Annotated in this window: 14 protein-coding genes; 3 read left to right on the top strand and 11 right to left on the bottom strand. The window is 70.5% G+C overall.

The genetic code is table 11. The annotated features are described in order from the left end of the window. Positions 1–10 precede the first annotated feature (10 nt). The gene (locus C996_RS0100955) at positions 11–4540 is read left to right on the top strand and encodes a DEAD/DEAH box helicase (RefSeq protein WP_018865617.1); all 4530 of its coding nucleotides are present in this window, start codon (positions 11–13) and stop codon (positions 4538–4540) included. 229 nt (positions 4541–4769) lie between these two features. Here C996_RS0100955 and hisC read toward each other — a convergent pair whose 3' ends face one another. The 11 genes from hisC to C996_RS0100900 all read right to left on the bottom strand — a co-directional run bounded on the left by hisC (position 4770) and on the right by C996_RS0100900 (position 14144). Beyond that, positions 4770–5864, bottom strand: coding sequence for a histidinol-phosphate transaminase (gene hisC / locus C996_RS0100950; RefSeq protein WP_026279145.1), 1095 nt, complete (start codon positions 5862–5864; stop codon positions 4770–4772). Next, positions 5861–7162 (bottom strand): histidinol dehydrogenase, encoded by a 1302-nt coding sequence (gene hisD, locus C996_RS0100945; RefSeq protein ID WP_018865615.1) that lies wholly within the window; start codon positions 7160–7162, stop codon positions 5861–5863. Before hisD ends, hisC begins: the two co-directional genes overlap by 4 nt. 37 nt (positions 7163–7199) lie before the next feature. After that, positions 7200–8267 carry a 3-deoxy-7-phosphoheptulonate synthase gene (locus tag C996_RS0100940; RefSeq protein WP_018865614.1) on the bottom strand — a complete coding sequence of 356 codons (1068 nt, stop codon included), beginning with the start codon at positions 8265–8267 and terminating at the stop codon, positions 7200–7202. Positions 8268–8278: 11 nt separating this feature from the next. Further along, positions 8279–8929 (bottom strand): ATP phosphoribosyltransferase, encoded by a 651-nt coding sequence (gene hisG, locus C996_RS0100935; protein WP_017942743.1) that lies wholly within the window; start codon positions 8927–8929, stop codon positions 8279–8281. A 37-nt stretch (positions 8930–8966) separates the two neighbouring features. Next, entirely contained in the window at positions 8967–10226 is a 1260-nt protein-coding gene (gene murA, locus C996_RS0100930; RefSeq protein WP_017942742.1) for a UDP-N-acetylglucosamine 1-carboxyvinyltransferase, read from the bottom strand. Positions 10227–10316: 90 nt separating this feature from the next. Further along, positions 10317–10634, bottom strand: a complete 318-nt coding sequence (locus C996_RS0100925) for a lipid asymmetry maintenance protein MlaB (protein ID WP_018865613.1) — start codon at positions 10632–10634, stop codon at positions 10317–10319. Then, positions 10631–11275: an ABC transporter substrate-binding protein gene (locus tag C996_RS0100920; RefSeq protein WP_018865612.1), complete on the bottom strand. Its 645-nt coding sequence runs from the start codon at positions 11273–11275 to the stop codon at positions 10631–10633. Before C996_RS0100920 ends, C996_RS0100925 begins: the two co-directional genes overlap by 4 nt. A 46-nt stretch (positions 11276–11321) precedes the next feature. After that, positions 11322–11780, bottom strand: coding sequence for an outer membrane lipid asymmetry maintenance protein MlaD (gene mlaD / locus C996_RS0100915; protein WP_018865611.1), 459 nt, complete (start codon positions 11778–11780; stop codon positions 11322–11324). 27 nt (positions 11781–11807) lie between these two features. Beyond that, positions 11808–12590 carry a lipid asymmetry maintenance ABC transporter permease subunit MlaE gene (gene mlaE, locus C996_RS0100910; RefSeq protein WP_017942738.1) on the bottom strand — a complete coding sequence of 261 codons (783 nt, stop codon included), beginning with the start codon at positions 12588–12590 and terminating at the stop codon, positions 11808–11810. Then, positions 12583–13416 carry an ABC transporter ATP-binding protein gene (locus tag C996_RS0100905; protein ID WP_026143123.1) on the bottom strand — a complete coding sequence of 278 codons (834 nt, stop codon included), beginning with the start codon at positions 13414–13416 and terminating at the stop codon, positions 12583–12585. Before C996_RS0100905 ends, mlaE begins: the two co-directional genes overlap by 8 nt. Positions 13417–13490: 74 nt before the next feature. Next, positions 13491–14144 carry a hypothetical protein gene (locus tag C996_RS0100900; protein ID WP_018865610.1) on the bottom strand — a complete coding sequence of 218 codons (654 nt, stop codon included), beginning with the start codon at positions 14142–14144 and terminating at the stop codon, positions 13491–13493. A gap of 102 nt (positions 14145–14246) precedes the next feature. Here C996_RS0100900 and C996_RS0100895 point away from each other — a divergent pair, with 102 nt between their 5' ends. Together C996_RS0100895 and C996_RS0100890 are read left to right on the top strand one after the other, a co-directional pair. Continuing rightward, the gene (locus tag C996_RS0100895; RefSeq protein ID WP_018865609.1) at positions 14247–15344 is read left to right on the top strand and encodes an LLM class flavin-dependent oxidoreductase; all 1098 of its coding nucleotides are present in this window, start codon (positions 14247–14249) and stop codon (positions 15342–15344) included. 15 nt (positions 15345–15359) lie between these two features. Further along, positions 15360–16286 (top strand): NAD-dependent epimerase/dehydratase family protein, encoded by a 927-nt coding sequence (locus C996_RS0100890; protein WP_018865608.1) that lies wholly within the window; start codon positions 15360–15362, stop codon positions 16284–16286. Positions 16287–16324 lie beyond the last annotated feature (38 nt).

Below are 16324 nucleotides of genomic sequence, written 5' to 3'. Positions count from 1 at the left end.
ACGCGAGCCGATGCCGGTCACGCCCTTTCGCCCCGCGACCGATACCTGGTTCGGCGAGGCCTTCGGGCAGGCGACCGCGATCCAGTCGCGCGGCTGGCCCGCGATCCGGGCCGGCCATCACTGCCTGCTGATCGCCCCCACCGGCAGCGGCAAGACCCTCGCCGCCTTCCTCAGCGCCATTGACCGCCTGACCGGCGAGCCCGCCCCGGATGCCCGGCGCGGCTACTCGGTGCTGTACATCTCGCCGCTGAAGGCGCTGGCCACCGACATCGAACGCAACCTGCGCGCCCCGCTGACCGGGATCGCGCAGACCGCCGCTCGCCTTGGCGAGACCTCAGGCGAGCCGGTCGTGCACATCCGCACCGGCGACACCCCGCAGGCCGAGCGCCGCGCGCAGGCGCGCGAACCCGGAGACATCCTGGTAACCACGCCGGAGTCGCTGTACCTGCTGCTGGGTTCGAAGGCCGCCGAGAACCTCGAATCCGTCCACACGGTGATCATCGACGAGGTGCACGCGCTGGCCGGCAACAAGCGCGGCGCGCATCTCGCCCTGTCGCTGGAACGCCTGGCCGAGCGCTGCGGCGAGGACCCGCAGCGCATCGGGCTGTCCGCCACCGTGCACCCGGTGGAAGTGGCACGCGCTTTTCTCGGCGGCGACCGCGAGGTGGAGGTGATCGACGCCGCCGAGCCCCCGCGTCTGGACCTGGAGATCCTCGCCCCCGAGGAGCCGCCCGCCGCGCACGCAGCGCCGACCGTCGAGGGCCCGGATACGACGAACCCCTCGTCCGGCCCGATCCCGTCCGGCTCCATCCTCGGCGCGGTGTACGGCCAGGGCACCGGGCAGCTCCCCACCGCTGGCGGCGACCGCGCCGCACGCCTGGAGCCGCGCCTGCTGGCCGCGATCCTCGAGCACCGATCCACCATCGTGTTCGTCAACAGTCGCGGGCTGTGCGAGCGTCTGGTGCAGCGCATCAACGAGGCCTGGCGCGAACAACAGCCGGAGGATGCCGAACCGGTGGAGGACCTGGTCGCCGCTCACCACGGCAGCGTGTCCCACGAGCGCCGCGCCGAGATCGAGGGCCGTCTGAAGACCGGGCGCCTGCGCGGCATCGTCGCGACCAGTTCGCTGGAGCTCGGCATCGACATGGGCGCGGTGGACCTGGTGATCATGGTCGAATCCCCCGGCGCGGTCGCGCGCGGGCTGCAGCGCGCCGGGCGTGCCGGGCACGGCGTGGGCCAGGTCTCGCGCTCGCTGCTGCTGCCGCGCTTTCGCGGCGACCTGCTCGAATGCGCGGTGATCGGCGAGCGCATGCAGGCCGGCGCGCTGGAACCGATCCACGCCCCGCACAACCCGCTGGACGTACTCGCCCAGCAGATCGTCGCGATGGTCTGCGAACGCCCGCGCACGGTGGACGAGCTGTACGCGCTGGTCCGCCGCGCCGCGCCCTGGCGCGAGCTGTCGCGGCCACTGCTCGAGGCCACGCTGGACATGCTCTCCGGCCACTACCCGAGCACCGACTTCGCCGACCTGCGCCCCTGGCTCGCCTGGGACCGCGCCCGCGACGAGCTGACCCCGCGCCGGGGGGCGGCACTGGCCGCGCGCCTGAACGCCGGGACCATCCCCGACCGCGGGCTGTACGGCGTGCATGTCGGCGAGGGCGGGCCGCGCATCGGCGAACTGGACGAGGAGATGGTGTTCGAGCTGAAGACCGGCGAGAACGTGACCCTGGGTGCCAGCACCTGGCACGTGGAGGCGATCACCCGTGACCGCGTGCTCGTCTCCCCCGCCCCCGGCGAGGTCGGCAAGCTCCCGTTCTGGCATGGCGACGGCCCCGGCCGCCCGATCCAGCTCGGCCAGGCCATCGGCGCCGCCACCGAGCGGCTGGCACGCATGGGCCGCGCCGAGCGCGCGGCCTGGCTCCGGGAACACGCGCCACTGTCGGAGGCGGCGGTGGAGACCCTCAGCGACTACATCGACGAGCAGCGCGAGGCCACCGGACAGCTGCCCTCCGACCAGCGCATCGTGGTCGAACGCTTCCGCGACGAGGTTGGCGACTGGCGCGTCTGCATCCTGACGCCATTCGGCGCGCGCGTGCACGCCCCCTGGGCGCTGGCCCTGCAGGGCGCGCTGACTAGCCGCTCCGGCTTCGAGGTGCAGGTGATGTACACCGACGACGGCATCGTGCTGCGCCTGGCCGACAGCGAGGACCTGCCCGAGCTGGACGCCTTGTTCCCCGACCCGGAGGAACTGGAGGAGGCGGTCACCCGCGAGCTGGGCAACTCCACCCTGTTCGCCAGCGCCTTTCGCGAAAACGCGGCGCGCGCCCTGCTGCTGGTACGCAACCGCCCCGGCCAGCGCACCCCGCTGTGGGCGCAGCGGCTGAAGTCGCAGCAGCTGCTGGCCTCGGTGCGCGAGTACGCGAGCTTCCCGGTGGTGCTGGAGACCTACCGCCAGGTGCTGGCCGACGTGTTCGACCTGGACGCCCTGCGCCAGATCCTGCGCGGGGTGCAGGAACGCCGCATCCGCGTACACGAGGTGGAGACGCCGCAGGCCTCGCCGTTCGCCCGCAGCCTGGTGTTCGCCTACGTCGCGGCCTACATCTACGAGCAGGACGCGCCGATGGCCGAGCGCAAGGCCCAGGCGCTGACGCTGGACCGCGGCATGCTGGCCGAACTGCTGGGCCAGGCCGAGCTGCGCGAGCTGATCGACCCCGAGGCCCTGGCCGAGCTGGAGGCCGAGCTGGCGCACGCCACCGAGGCGACCCGGGTGCAAGACGCCGACGCGCTGCACGACCTGCTGCGCCGGCGCGGGGACCTGACCCCGGACGAGGTCGCGGCCGCCTGCGCCGAGGCGCCGGGGCCGTGGCTGGAACAGCTCACCCGATCCCTGCGCGCGGTGGAGGTACGCATCGCCGGCGCGCCGCGCTGGATCGCCTCCGAGGACGCCGCGCTGTACCGCGATGCCCTGGGCGTGGTGCCCCCGCCCGGCCTGCCCGCCGCCTTCCTGGAACCGCCGCAGCGCCCGCTGGAACAGCTGCTGCGCCGCTACGCCCGTACCCACGGACCGTTCCGCAACGAGGACCTGGGCGCTCGCTATGGCCTCGCGCCGGGCGCCCTGCTGCCGGCGCTCGAGAGCCTGGAACGTGCCGGCGTGCTGCTGCGCGGCGAGATCCGCCCGCAGGGCACCGGCGAGGACTGGTGCGAACTGGACATCCTGCGGCGACTGAAACGCCGCACCCTGGCGCGGCTGCGCGACGAGGCGGCCGCGGTCGATGCCCGTGCGCTGGGCCGCTTCCTGCCCGCCTGGCAAGGCCTGACCGAGCCCGGCCGCGGGGCCGGCGCCCTGCGCGACACGCTGACGCAACTGGAGGGCATCGCCCTGCCCTGGTCCGCCTGGACCGCCCACGTACTGCCGATGCGGGTGCGCGACTTCTCGCTGGATGCGCTCGACCGCATCACCGCCTCCGGGGAGTTCGTATGGGTGGGCAGTGGTGCGCTGGGCCAGCGCGACGGGCGCATCCGCTTCCTGCGCCGCGAACAGGCAATGGTGCTGCTGGAGCCGGAGGCCGATGCCACGGATACCCCCACCAACGACGACCCGCTGGCGCAGGCGATCCTGGAGGCCCTGGACCGGCGCGGCGCCTGCTTCTACCTGGAGCTGGAGCGCGCGGCCCGCAGCGCACAACCGGACGCGCGCCAGGACGCGATCGAAACCGCGATCTGGGACCTGGTCTGGGCCGGGCAGATCACCAATGACACCTTCGCGCCGCTGCGCAGCCTGGGCCAGCGCAGGACCTCCGCGCGCGGCCGGCGACGCCCGGGACAGGGTCTGGCCGGCGGGCGCTGGTCACGGGTCGCCGAGCTGATCGACCCCGGCGTGTCGCTGACCGAGCGCGCCCGCGAACAGGCCGAGAACCTGCTGGCCCGCTACGGTGTGGTCAGCCGCGATATGGCCCGCGCCGAGGGCCTGCCGGGCGGCTTCGGGCGCGTGTATCCCGTCTACCGCGCGATGGAGGACACCGGCAAGCTGCGCCGCGGCCACTTCGTGGAGGGCCTGACTGGCGCGCAGTTCGCCCGCGCTGGCGCGGTGGACCGCCTGCGCGCCCTGGAACGAGCGGCCGACGACACCCCCGAACCGCAGTGGCTGGCAAGCGTCGACCCGGCCAGCCCCTGGGGCCAGCTCCTGCCCTGGCCGCAGCCGCCGGAAGCGGCCGAGGGCCGCCTGCGCCGGGTCGCCGGGGCGCTGGTAGCCCTGGCCGGCGGCCAGCCGCTGCTGTACCTGGCCGCCTCCGGTCGCCAACTGTTCGTCTGGGAGACCATCCCCGGCATCGACACCGGCGAGGCCCACGCGGCACTCGTCACCGAGGCGATTCGTCAGCTCGCCAGCAGCGCCTGGCTGCCGAAGCGCCGCGGCATCACCATCGAGAGCATCAACGGCGAACCCGCCCGCCAGTCCCCGTTCGCCGCCGCCCTGCGCGCCGGCGGTGCCATGGGCGAGGTCCGCGGCCTGCGCCTGGAACCGCCCGCCGGACGCCGCTAACCCACCTTGCAGGGAAAGGGCCAGGAAGGGCTTTTCACCACAGAGCGCACAGAGGCCACGGAGAAGTTCGGTTTGTGGTCTGCAGGAAGACGGGGAGGTTGGAAGAAGGGCTTTCGGGTTGTGGAGGATTGGGCGAAATTCGTCGCAGCGCGGCGTTCACATGCCCCCAGCCAGTAGGAGCCTGCTCGCAGGCGAAGCCCCTGCCCATGGTGGTGCAACCCGGAAGTCGTCAGGTGGAGAGGACCTGCCCTAGGGCGGCGAGGAACGCGTCGTTCTCGTCGGGCCGGCCGACGGTTACGCGCAGGCAGTCGGCGAGCAGGGGGTGCGCGCGGCCGACGTCCTTGATCAGGATCCCGGCGTCGCGCAGGGCGGCGAAGGTCGCATGCCCCGCCCCGGCGCGTACCCGGAACAGGATGAAGTTGGCCTGGCTGGGAAAGACCTGCTCGACGCCCGTCGTCGCAGTCAGGCGCTCGCTCAGGCGGTCGCGTTCCTCGATGATGCCTCGGGCCTGGGCATCCAGCGCCTCGCGGTGCTCCAGGGCGAAGGCCACGGAGCGCTGGGTCAGGGTGTTGATGTTGTACGGCAGGCGCAGGCGGTCCAGCGCGTCGACCCAGGCCGGGGTTCCGGCCAGATAGCCGAGCCGTGCGCCGGCGAGGCCCAGCTTGGAGACCGTGCGCATCACCATCAGCCCGTCATCCTCGCCAACGCGCGCGAGGAAGCTGTGCGCAGCGAACGGGGCGTAGGCCTCGTCGACCACGGTGACGCCCGGGTTCTCGTCGACGATCGTCTCCACGGTCGCGGCGTCGTCGAGCGTCCCGGTGGGATTGTTGGGATAGGCCAGGAACACCACGGCCGGGTTGTGCTCGGCCATCGCCGCGCGCATCGCCGCGAGATCCAGGGTGAAGTCCGCGTTCAGGGGCACGCCAACGAACGGCACGCCCAGCGCCCGGGCCAGCACGCCATACATCACGAAGGTCGGCTCCGGCGCCAGCACCGGTCGCCCAGATCCGGCGATCGCCGTGATCAGGATCTGGATCAGCTCGTCGGAGCCGTTGCCGAACATCAGCCCGGCCGCTTCGGGCACGCCGTGGGCGGCGCGCACCTGCCCGGCCAGGCCCAGCGCCTGGGCATCCGGATAGCGGTTCAGTTGCGGGTCGCGCAGGGCCTCCAGCCAGGCGTCTTCCAGCGCGCCGGGCCAGGGGTGCGGGTTCTCCATCGCGTCCAGCTTGATCAGGCCGGTGGCGTCGGCCACCTGATAGGCCGGCTGCGCCAGCACCTCCGGGCGCATCAGGGCGTCCGGGGTTCGTGTCGAGCGTGCGGTCATCGACTGCGCAGTTCGGCGGATCGCGCGTGGGCGGTCAGGCCCTCGCCGTGCGCGAGGGCGGCGGCGGTCTTGCCGAGCGTCGCCGCGCCCTCGGCCGAGCAGTGGATGATGCTCGAGCGCTTCTGGAAGTCGTACACCCCCAGCGGCGAGGAGAAGCGCGCGGTGCGCGAGGTCGGCAGCACGTGGTTGGGCCCGGCGCAGTAGTCGCCCAGGGCCTCGGAGGTGTAGCGGCCCATGAAGATCGCGCCGGCGTGGCGCAGGCCGGCGTCCAGCATCGCCTGCGGGTCGGCCACGGACAGCTCCAGGTGTTCCGGGGCGATGCGGTTGGCGACGGCAACGGCCTCGGCGGAGTCGCGTACCTTCACCAGCGCACCGCGCTTGTCGAGGCTGGTGCGGATGATCTCGGCGCGCGGCATCTCGGCCAGCAGACGGTCCATGGCCTCGGCGACGCGGTCGAGGAAGGCCGCGTCCCAGGACAGCAGGATGGACTGGGCCTGTTCGTCATGCTCGGCCTGCGAGAACAGGTCGGCCGCGATCCAGTCCGGGTCGGTCTCGCCGTCGCAGACCACCAGGATCTCGGACGGACCGGCGATCATGTCGATGCCGACCGTCCCGAATACCTCGCGCTTGGCTGCGGCGACAAAGATGTTGCCGGGGCCGACGATCTTGTCCACCGCCGGGATGGTATCGGTGCCATAGGCCAGGGCCGCCACCGCCTGGGCGCCGCCCACGGTGAACACGCGGTCCACCCCGGCCACGGCGGCTGCGGCCAGCACCAGATCGTTCAATTCGCCGCCCGGGGCGGGCACGACCATCACCAGCAGCTCCACCCCGGCGACCTTCGCCGGGACCGCGTTCATCAGCACGGAGGACGGGTAGGCCGCCTTGCCACCGGGCACATAAAGGCCGACGGAATCCAGCGCGGTCACGCGCTGACCGAGGACCGTGCCATCTTCGTCGGTGAAGTCCCAGTCCTGCATCTTCTGGTGTTCGGCGTACTGGCGGATGCGCGCGGCGGCGGTCTCCAATGCCGCGCGCTGCTCCGGCGGGATCGACTCCAGCGCGGCCTGCAGGCGCTCGTGCGGGATCTCCAGGTCCGCGACCGCAGTGCGCTCGAGGCGATCGAATTTTGCGGTGTAGCGCAGCACGGCCGCGTCACCCTCGGCGCGCACGGCCCCCAGGATCTCGTCCACCGCATCGCGTACGCCGGTGTCGGCAACGGACTCCCAGGACAGCAGGTGCTCCAGGGCCTGGTCGAAGTCGGGCTGCTGGGTATCGAGTCGGGCAATGGAGGGCATGGCGTATTCCTCGGTTCAGACGGGCACGGGCGTCTTGTCAGGCAGGCACGGGCGTCTTGCGGCGGGCGCGCACGGCCTCGGCCAGCAGGCGCAGGGTGGCCTCGCTGTCGTCCCAGCCCATGCAGGCATCGGTAATGCTCTGGCCATATTTCAGCGGCTTGCCGGGCAGGATGTCCTGGCGGCCGCCGGTCAGGTGGCTCTCCAGCATCACACCCATGATGCGTCGGTCACCGTCGGCGATCTGTTCGCCCAGCACCCGTGCCACCTCGACCTGCTGTTGCGGGTCCTTGCGGCTGTTCGCGTGGCTGCAGTCGACCATCACCATCTCCGGCAACTCGGCCATGCGCAGCTCCTTGCAGGCCTGTTCGATGCTCGCGGCATCGTAGTTCGGCTGCTTGCCGCCGCGCAGGATGATGTGACAGTCGTCGTTGCCGGTGGTGGAAAAGATCGCCGAGCGACCGGCCTTGGTCACCGACAGGAAGTGGTGCGGGCGCGAGGCGGAGCGGATCGCGTCGATCGCCACCCGCAGGCTGCCGTCGGTGGAGTTCTTGAAGCCCACCGGGCAGGACAGGCCGGAGGCCAGTTCGCGGTGCACCTGGCTCTCGGTGGTGCGAGCGCCGATCGCGCCCCAGGCGACCAGGTCCGCGATGTACTGCGGGCTGATCAGGTCGAGGTATTCGGTAGCCGCCGGCATGCCCTTGACCGCCAGATCGCGCAGCAGCCCGCGCGCCACGCGCAGGCCCTTGTTGATGTGGAAGCTGCCGTCCAGGTCCGGGTCGTTGATCAGGCCCTTCCAGCCGACCGTGGTGCGCGGCTTCTCGAAATACACCCGCATCACGATGTGCAGGGCATCGGAGAGTTCCTCGCGCAGGGTCTTCAGGTGATCGGCATAGTCCAGCGCGGCATCCACGTCGTGGATCGAGCAGGGGCCGACGATCACCTGCAGGCGATCGTCCTCACCGTGCAGGATGCGATGGCAGGCCTGGCGTGCCTCGAACACGGTGTCGGCGGCCGCATCGGTGATCGGCAGCTCCTCGCGGACGGTGTCCGGGGCGGACACCTCCTGGATTTCGCGGATTCGGAGGTCGTCGGTATCGGCGGTCATGGTGTTCTCGGTTACGTCGTCGCGGGCGTGACGGCCTCCCGCAGGCCCTCGATGAGATTTTGAATGGTTCTATGTCGCATCTTCATGGCTGCCTGGTTCACGATCAACCGGGAACTGATAGGGGTAATCAGTTCCAGCGGCTCCAGGCCATTGGCCTTGAGGGTGTTCCCGGTATCGACCAGGTCCACGATGTAGTCGGCCAGACCGACCAGCGGCGCCAGTTCCATCGAGCCGTAGAGCTTGATGATCTCGACCTGACGGCCCTGCTGGGCGAAATAGTTCTGCGTGATGTTCACGAACTTGGTGGCGATGCGCAGGCGCTGCTGCGGGTCCGGCTGCTGGCCCGGGCGCCCGGCCAGCATCAGGCGACACTGGGCGATATGCAGGTCCAGCGGCTCGTACAGCCCCGCGGCCCCATGCTCCATCAGGACGTCCTTGCCGGCCACGCCAATGGATGCCGCGCCGTGCTGCACATAGGTGGGCACGTCGGTCGCGCGCACCACCACGATCTTCACGTCCTCACGGTTGGTGTCGAGGATCAGCTTGCGCGTCTTGTCCGGATCCTCCAGCAGTTCAATCCCGGCGCTGGCCAGCAGCGGCAGGGTGTCCTTGAGGATACGGCCCTTGGACAGGGCGATGGTCAGGGCGTTGGGATCCATCATGGGTCAGGCGTTCGTCCGGTTCCGTGTGAGTCGCGTATCAGACCGGCTCGCGACGGATGGTCGCGCCGATCTGGCTCAGTTTTTCCTCGATGCACTCGTAGCCGCGGTCGATATGGTAGATGCGGTCCACCTCGGTCTCGCCCTCGGCCACCAGACCGGCGATGATCAGGCTGGCCGAGGCCCGCAGGTCGGTCGCCATCACCGGCGCGCCGACCAGCCGTTCCACACCCTCGACGATCGCGGTATTGCCCTCGATCGTGATGTGCGCGCCCATGCGCTGCAGCTCCAGCGCATGCATGAAGCGGTTCTCGAAGACCGTCTCCACCACCGAGCCGGTGCCCTCGGCGACCGTGTTCAGCACCATCATCTGCGCCTGCATGTCGGTCGGGAAGGCCGGGAACGGCGCGGTGCGCAGGTTCACCGCCTTCGGCCGGCGGCCTTCCATGTCCAGTTCGATCCAGTCGGGCCCGGTATCCACGCGGGCACCGGCCTCGACCAGCTTGGCCAGGACCGCATCCAGTAGCTCGGGACGGGTATTGCGGCAGCGTACGCGCCCGCGGGTCACGGCCGCCGCAACCAGGAACGTACCGGTCTCGATTCGATCCGGCATCACGTCGTATTCGCAGCCGTGCAGGCGTTCCACGCCCTGCACCCGGATGGTGTCGGTGCCGGCGCCCTGGATCTTCGCCCCCATCGCCGTCAGGCAGTCCGCCAGATCGATCACCTCCGGCTCGCGCGCGGCGTTCTCGATCAGAGTCTCGCCCTCGGCCAGGGTCGCGGCCATCAGCAGGTTCTCGGTACCGGTCACGGTGACCTGGTCGAACACCACCCGCGCGCCCTTCAGGCGATCCGCGCGCGCATGGATGTAGCCGCCGTCGACATCAATCTCGGCGCCCAGGGCCTCGAGGCCACGCAGGTGCAGATTCACCGGCCGCGAGCCAATCGCACAGCCACCCGGGAGCGACACCTCGGCCTCGCCGAAGCGCGCCAGCAACGGCCCCAGCACCAGGATGGAGGCGCGCATGGTCTTCACCAGATCGTACGGTGCCACGCACTGAGTCAGCGTGGTGGGGTCGACCTCGATGCGCATGCGCTCGTTGACCGTCAGGCTTACGCCCATGCGCCCGAGCAGCTCCATGGTCGTGGTGACGTCCTGCAGGTGCGGGACGTTGCCAATGGTCATCGGCCCGTCCGCCAGCAGGGTGGCGGACAGGATCGGCAACACGGCGTTCTTGGCCCCGGAGATCCAGACCTGACCCTCGAGTCGGCCGCCTCCGGTGATGATCAGCTTGTCCATGGGGTGCCCGGATTCACCGCCGGACCGACCATGGCCCGGCGAAACGCGCCATGATAACGAATCCGCGCGGCACTCGCCCGTTCGCCCGGGTCAGGCCACGGATCGGGCCGCGGAGTCGGTGATGATCGCCTCCAGGTCATACAGCCCCAGCAGCGGCCGAAGCCCGTCCGGCAGGGGTTCGAAGACCAGCGTGCGGCCCTGCTCCCGCGCCCGGCGCCAGAGGATGACGAGGAAGGCCACGCCGGCGCTGTCGATGCGTCCGGCCCGGGACAGGTCCACCCGTGCATGCTCCGGCAGGTGCGCCATCAGCCCGCGCGCCCGGGCCTCCAGCCCGGAGACGGTGGCGAAGGTCAGCGGCCCGCTGACGACCAGGCCACCGTCATCGGCCCGGATCTGTGCATCGCTCACGGGTTGCCGGCCCCGTTGTCCTGGATGGCATCGCCCACCGCGTCCTCGACCAGACTCTCGTCCCCGTCTTCCAGGCGCTCGATCAGGGCGTCCAGACCGTCGCGGTTGATCTCCTCGTTGAAGCGGGTGCGGAAGTTGCCCACGAAGCTGAGCCCCTCGGCCTCGACATCGAAGACCTTCCATTCGCCGTTCACCGGGCGCAGGCGGTAGTTCACCTGGATGTTCGACTGGCCGGAGCCCATCACCACCTCGGTGGCCACCACCGCCATGCGCTCGTCCTGGCGCGAGCGGCGCTCGATCACGCGCACATCCTTGTCCAGATGGTCGGCCAGTTGCACCCCGTAGGCCTGCAGCAGCGTGTTCTTGAAGGCCTCGGTAAACCGGCTTTGCTGCTCGCTGCTGGCATCCCGCCAGTGGCGCGCCAGGACCAGCCGGGCCATGCCATTGACGTCCACGCCCGGCAGGATCTTGTCCTCGATGACACCGATCACGAAGTCGGGATCCTCCTGCGCACGCGACTCGTTGGCGCGCAGCTCCTCGTACACCGCGTCGATGGACTGCTGGATGATCTCGGCGGGATTGTCGGCCTGGGCCGGCGCCGCCAGCAGCAGGACCATCAGCCCCAGCGGCAGGCTCCACATATAGTCACGCAACCGTGTCATGTCTCTTGCTCCGGGTTTGGGCGAATCAGTCACTACCCATGTTGGTCATGAAACGACCAATGAGGTTCTCCAGCACCAGGGCCGACTGGGTAAACATCAGCTCGTCGCCGTCCTGCAGGGTTTCGTAGTCGCCTCCCGGCTCCAGGGCGATGTACTGCTCGCCCAGCAGCCCCGCGGTATGGATGGCCGCCTGCGTATCCATCGGCAGATAGTCGTGCTCCGAGCGGATGGCGAGGGTCACCTCGGCGCGGAAGCGCTCCGGATCGTAGCGGATATCCGCGACCCGGCCGATGCGCACACCCGAGACCGTGACCGGGGTCCGGGTCTTGAGCCCGCCGATGTTGTCGAAGTAGCCGGTCACCGTGTAGGTGTCGCGGTCGTGGTAGTCGGTCACGTTGCTGACCTGGACCGCCAGGTAGAACAGCGCCCCGATGCCCAGCAGTACGAAGACACCCACCGCCAGCTCGAAGAAACGTACTTTCATTATTGCACCTGCCTAGCAATACGTTGGTCAGCCCGCGCCGAACATCAGCCCGGTCAGGATGAAATCGAGGCCCAGCACCGCCAGCGACGCGACCACCACCGTTTGCGTGGTCGCGCGCGAGATGCCCTCGGAGGTCGGCTGCGCGTTGAAGCCCTGGAACACCGCGATCCAGGTCACCACGAAGCCGAACACGATGCTCTTGATCACGCCGGACAGCACATCCTCGTTCCAGTCGGTCACCGACTGCATCTGCGAGAAGTAGGCGCCGCTGTCCACGCCCAGCAGCCCCACCCCGACGAGGTAGCCCCCCATCACCCCCACGGCGCTGAAGATCGCGGCCAGCAGCGGCATGGAGAGGAATCCGGCGACAAAGCGCGGCGCGAAGATCCGGCGGTACGGATTCACCGCCATCATCTCCATCGCCGAGAGCTGCTCCGTGGTCTTCATCAGGCCCAGCTCCGCGGTCAGCGCCGAGCCGGCGCGGCCGGCGAACAGCAGCGCGGTGACCACCGGCCCCAGCTCGCGCACCAGCGACAGCGCCACCACCCCGCCCAGGGCCTCGGCCGCGCCGAAGTTCACCAGCGTGATGTAGCCCTGATACCCGAGCACCATGCCGACGAACAGCCCCGACACGATGATGATCAGCAGCGAGCGCACGCCCACCGAATACACCTGGGCCAGCGTCAGGCCGAACCGACGGATGACGATATCGAGGCTCGCCAGCACCCGCATCAGGAAGACGAAGGCGCGACCGAACACCACCAGGGCGTTGATCGTGGTCCGGCCCAGCGAGGCAATCGCGTCAGTCATCGCGGCGCTCCCCCTGTCCCAGCAGGTCGTCGCGATAGGACGCGCCCGGATAGTGGAACGGCACCGGCCCGTCCGGGCGGCCCTGCAGGAACTGCGCGCTCCAGTCGGAGGCGCGCGCCTCCAGCTCGTCCGGCGGCCCGGCATCCACCACCCGGCCATTGGCGATCAGCACCACATGGTCGGAGATCGCCATGGCCTCCGCCACATCGTGCGAGACCAGCACGCTGGTGAGCCCCAGGCTCTCGTTGGTCTGGCGAATCAGGCTGACGATCTGGCCCATGGTGATCGGATCCAGCCCGGTGAACGGTTCGTCGTAGAGGATCAGGTCCGGGTCCAGCGCGATGGCCCGCGCCAGGGCGACGCGCCGGGCCATGCCCCCGGACAGCGAGGCCGGGTCCAGCTCGCGCGCCGCGCGCAGACCCACCGCCTCCAGCTTCAGCAGCACCAGTGCGTGCAGCACATCCTCCGGCAGATCGGTGTGCTCGCGCAGCGGGAAGGCGACGTTCTCGAATACGGAAAGGTCGGTCAGCAGCGCGCCGCTCTGGAACAGCATGCCCATGCGCTTGCGCAGGGCGTACAGGCGGCGGGTGGAGAGCTTCGCCACCTCCTGGCCATCCACCCAGATGCGCCCCGCATCCGGGCGCAGCTGTCCGCCGATCAGGCGCAGCAGGGTCGTCTTGCCGCTGCCGCTGGGGCCCATCACGGTCGTCACCTGCCCGCGCGGGATACGCATCGACAGGTCGTCGAAGACCACCTTGCGCCCGCGCCGGAAACGCAGGTTCTCGATCACGATATGCGGACTGTCTGCCACTGCCGGGTCAGCCACGCGCGCTCCTCGCCATTAAGGAACCCGGAAGTCTGGCCGCCGGCCGGTGGACCGTCAAACCCACGGGGAGATGCTCATCCCATTCCCAGTAGCTGGGCGATGGTCCGAAAGTCCGACAGACGGTCCGGGCGGGCCCGCAGGAAGACCGGAGTCTCGCCGCTTCCGCCGGCCGCACCCAGGGCCTCCACCAGCGCACGCCAGCCCGGCGCGCCCAGGCCCGGCTCGGGGGTGATCTGCCAGGCTCCACCCACGGTCGTCGATCCCGTCGGGGCCGGATAAAACAAAGCCGCCTCGGCGTGGGTGATCGTATGTGGCTCACCGGGTCCATAGACCATCAGTCGCGCCAGGCCGGCCGCCTCGAGCGCCTCCCGGATCGCCGAGACCTGCGCCGCCGTCATCGGCCCCGGCGCCACTGCCTGCAGACAGGGGCCCGCGGCCTCGGCAAGCGCGAGCGCCCGCGCGGCCCCCGACTCGGGCGTAACCTCCGCCGGCCACTCGAGCGTCAGCCGCAGCGCGGGGGCGACGGCCTCGCCCCAGTCGCCGAACGCGGGGGCCGAGGTCTCCAGCCACAGCGCGGCGGGCAGCAGCAGGCGGCTGTGATAGTGGGTGTAATACTCGAGTTGCCACTCGCGCGGCAGATCCTCCGGGAAGAAGCCTTCCCACCAGTCCTCGCCGGGGCCCGCGACTCCGGCGGCCTGCAGCGCCAGCGCTTCCTGATCGTTCGTCATGTCTCTCCTTCCGTGCCGTCACCGCCCGGCCATCACCACGTTGTAACCGTATCCTCGCGCAGTCTGCTTGTATCGCCCCCGTGCGCGCGGCACAGTTGCGCCATGCGCTTCGACCTGTTCCATGAACTCTCGGTGCCCGACTTCCTGCAGACCTCCGAATCGGAGGTGCTGGAGAACACCCTGCGCCTGTGGGAGCGGGCCGACCGCCTGGGCTTCGGCACCGCCTGGCTGGTGGAACATCACCTGATGCCGGAGTTCTCGCACTCCACCGCGCCGGACCTGGTCCTGGCCGCCGCCAGCCAGCGCACCGAGCACCTGCGCCTGGGGCTCGGCGTAGTGCCCCTGCCCTACCACCACCCGCTGCGGGTGGCCCAGCGGGTCGGCATGCTGGACCAGCTCTCCGGCGGTCGGCTGGACCTCGGGATCGGGCGCGGCTTCTCGCCGCGCGAATATGCCACATTCGGGGCCGAGATGAGCGAGTCCCGCGCGCGGGTCGATGCCGGGCTGGACGCGCTGCGCCAGGCCTTCGCGACCGGCCGCATCACCCAGGACGGCCCGTTCCATCACCTGGACGACGTACCCGTGATGCCGCGCCCGGTGCAGGCCCCGCACCCGCCGATCTGGACCGCCGCGGTCAGCCCGGAATCCTTCACCTGGGCGGCCGAGCAGGGCATCGGGGCGCTGGCGGGCCCGTTCAAGCCCTGGCAGATGATCCGCGAGGACATCCGCCTGTACCACGAGGCCTGGGACGCCTCGCGCACCGATATCGCCCATCCGCCGCGCGTCGGGATGACCCTCGGGGTGCTGTGCCTGCCGGACGGCAAACGCGCCCGGCGCGAGGCCAAGCCCGCGTTCGAGTGGTTCTATCGCCACATGTTCCAGCAGACCCTGCCGGTGCTGGAACGCCTGATCGACGGCTACGACTACTACCGTTCGCTGGGCCGCTTCCGCCATCTGGTCAAGGCCGGGATCAACCTGAAGATCCTCGATATGCTGGGCATGACGCTGGTCGGCACGCCCGCCGAGTGTCGCGAGCGCATCGAGGGACTGCGCGAGGCGGGGGTCGACCAGGTCCTGCTCGCCTTCGGCGCCGGCGCCGTCCCGCAGGCCCTGGCCGAGGAGTCCATGGACTGCTTCGCGGAGGAGGTCATGCCCGCGTTCGCCGATCCCGCTCCAGCCGTCGCCCGTAGCGCGACCTGAGGGCCACACGGACCCATGCATATCGCCGTGACCGGCGCGGCCGGATGCGTGGGACAGGCCCTGCTGCCCGCCCTGGCGCGCGAGCCGGCGATCCTGCGCATCCTCGCGCTGGACCGGACTCCGCCGGCACTCCCCCCGCCGGGAGGCGCCGCCCTCTGCGAGGCCCGTGTGGGCGACCTGACGCGGCTCCGGCCGGAGGATCTGGCCGGGGTCGACACCCTGGTGCACCTCGCCTTCCAGTTGATGGGGGGCCACGGCCGCCGCCACGACCGTGCCTGGGTCCGGCAGCAGAATGTCGCCCTCAGTGATCAGGTCTTTCGGACCGCCATCGCCGCCGGCGTGCGCCACCTCGTATTCCTGTCCAGCGCCGCGGTCTACGGCCCCTGGCCGGACAGCCCGCAGCCCCTGACCGAAGACCACCCGACCCGACCGCGCTTCCCCTATGCGGAGGACAAGGTGGCCGTGGAGCAGGCCCTGCGCGCCCTCGCCCGCGAACACCCTGAATGCCGCGTGACCATCCTGCGTCCGCCCGCGATCGTCGGGCCGCATGCGCACCCGCTGCTGCTGCAGATCGCCCGCGGACGTCTCTATCCCGCCGGGGGCGAGCAACCGGTGCAGATCCTGTGGGAGGACGACGCCGCGGCGGCGATCGCCCGCAGCGTGACCACCCGCACACAGGGCACCTTCAATCTGGGGGCCGAACCCGCCTGGTCACTGCGGGCCATGGCTCACCACCAGCGGCGCTGGGGGGTACCGGTCCCCCTGGGGCTGATCCGCGCCCTGCACCCGCTGGCCTGGCGCCTGAGCGCCCGCGCGGGCGACCCCGGGTGGGTGCGCGGGCTGGACGGCCCGCTGGTGCTGGACTGCACCCGCGCTCGCGAGCAGCTCGGCTGGGTCCCGCGGGTCAGTACCACCGCGTGCCTGGAGCGCCTGCGCCACTGACACAGCGCCCCGATCCGCTACAATCGCGGCCTGACCGT

Origin of the sequence: Thioalkalivibrio sp. ALE25, assembly GCF_000377285.1 — a bacterium.
Lineage (GTDB): Bacteria > Pseudomonadota > Gammaproteobacteria > Ectothiorhodospirales > Ectothiorhodospiraceae > Thioalkalivibrio.
Note: the sequence above shows the minus strand (reverse complement) of the source record. Positions and strands in the feature narration are given on the sequence as shown.

Coding starts and splice junctions, on each gene's coding strand:
- mlaD (WP_018865611.1), bottom strand. CDS start 11,780: ATGAAAGTACGTTTCTTCGAGCTGGCGGTGGGTGTCTTCGTACTGCTG.
- C996_RS0100900 (WP_018865610.1), bottom strand. CDS start 14,144: ATGACGAACGATCAGGAAGCGCTGGCGCTGCAGGCCGCCGGAGTCGCG.
- C996_RS0100940 (WP_018865614.1), bottom strand. CDS start 8,267: ATGACCGCCGATACCGACGACCTCCGAATCCGCGAAATCCAGGAGGTG.
- hisC (WP_026279145.1), bottom strand. CDS start 5,864: ATGACCGCACGCTCGACACGAACCCCGGACGCCCTGATGCGCCCGGAG.
- mlaE (WP_017942738.1), bottom strand. CDS start 12,590: ATGACTGACGCGATTGCCTCGCTGGGCCGGACCACGATCAACGCCCTG.
- C996_RS0100955 (WP_018865617.1), top strand. CDS start 11: ATGCCGGTCACGCCCTTTCGCCCCGCGACCGATACCTGGTTCGGCGAG.
- hisD (WP_018865615.1), bottom strand. CDS start 7,162: ATGCCCTCCATTGCCCGACTCGATACCCAGCAGCCCGACTTCGACCAG.
- hisG (WP_017942743.1), bottom strand. CDS start 8,929: ATGATGGATCCCAACGCCCTGACCATCGCCCTGTCCAAGGGCCGTATC.
- murA (WP_017942742.1), bottom strand. CDS start 10,226: ATGGACAAGCTGATCATCACCGGAGGCGGCCGACTCGAGGGTCAGGTC.
- C996_RS0100920 (WP_018865612.1), bottom strand. CDS start 11,275: ATGTGGAGCCTGCCGCTGGGGCTGATGGTCCTGCTGCTGGCGGCGCCG.
- C996_RS0100895 (WP_018865609.1), top strand. CDS start 14,247: ATGCGCTTCGACCTGTTCCATGAACTCTCGGTGCCCGACTTCCTGCAG.
- C996_RS0100890 (WP_018865608.1), top strand. CDS start 15,360: ATGCATATCGCCGTGACCGGCGCGGCCGGATGCGTGGGACAGGCCCTG.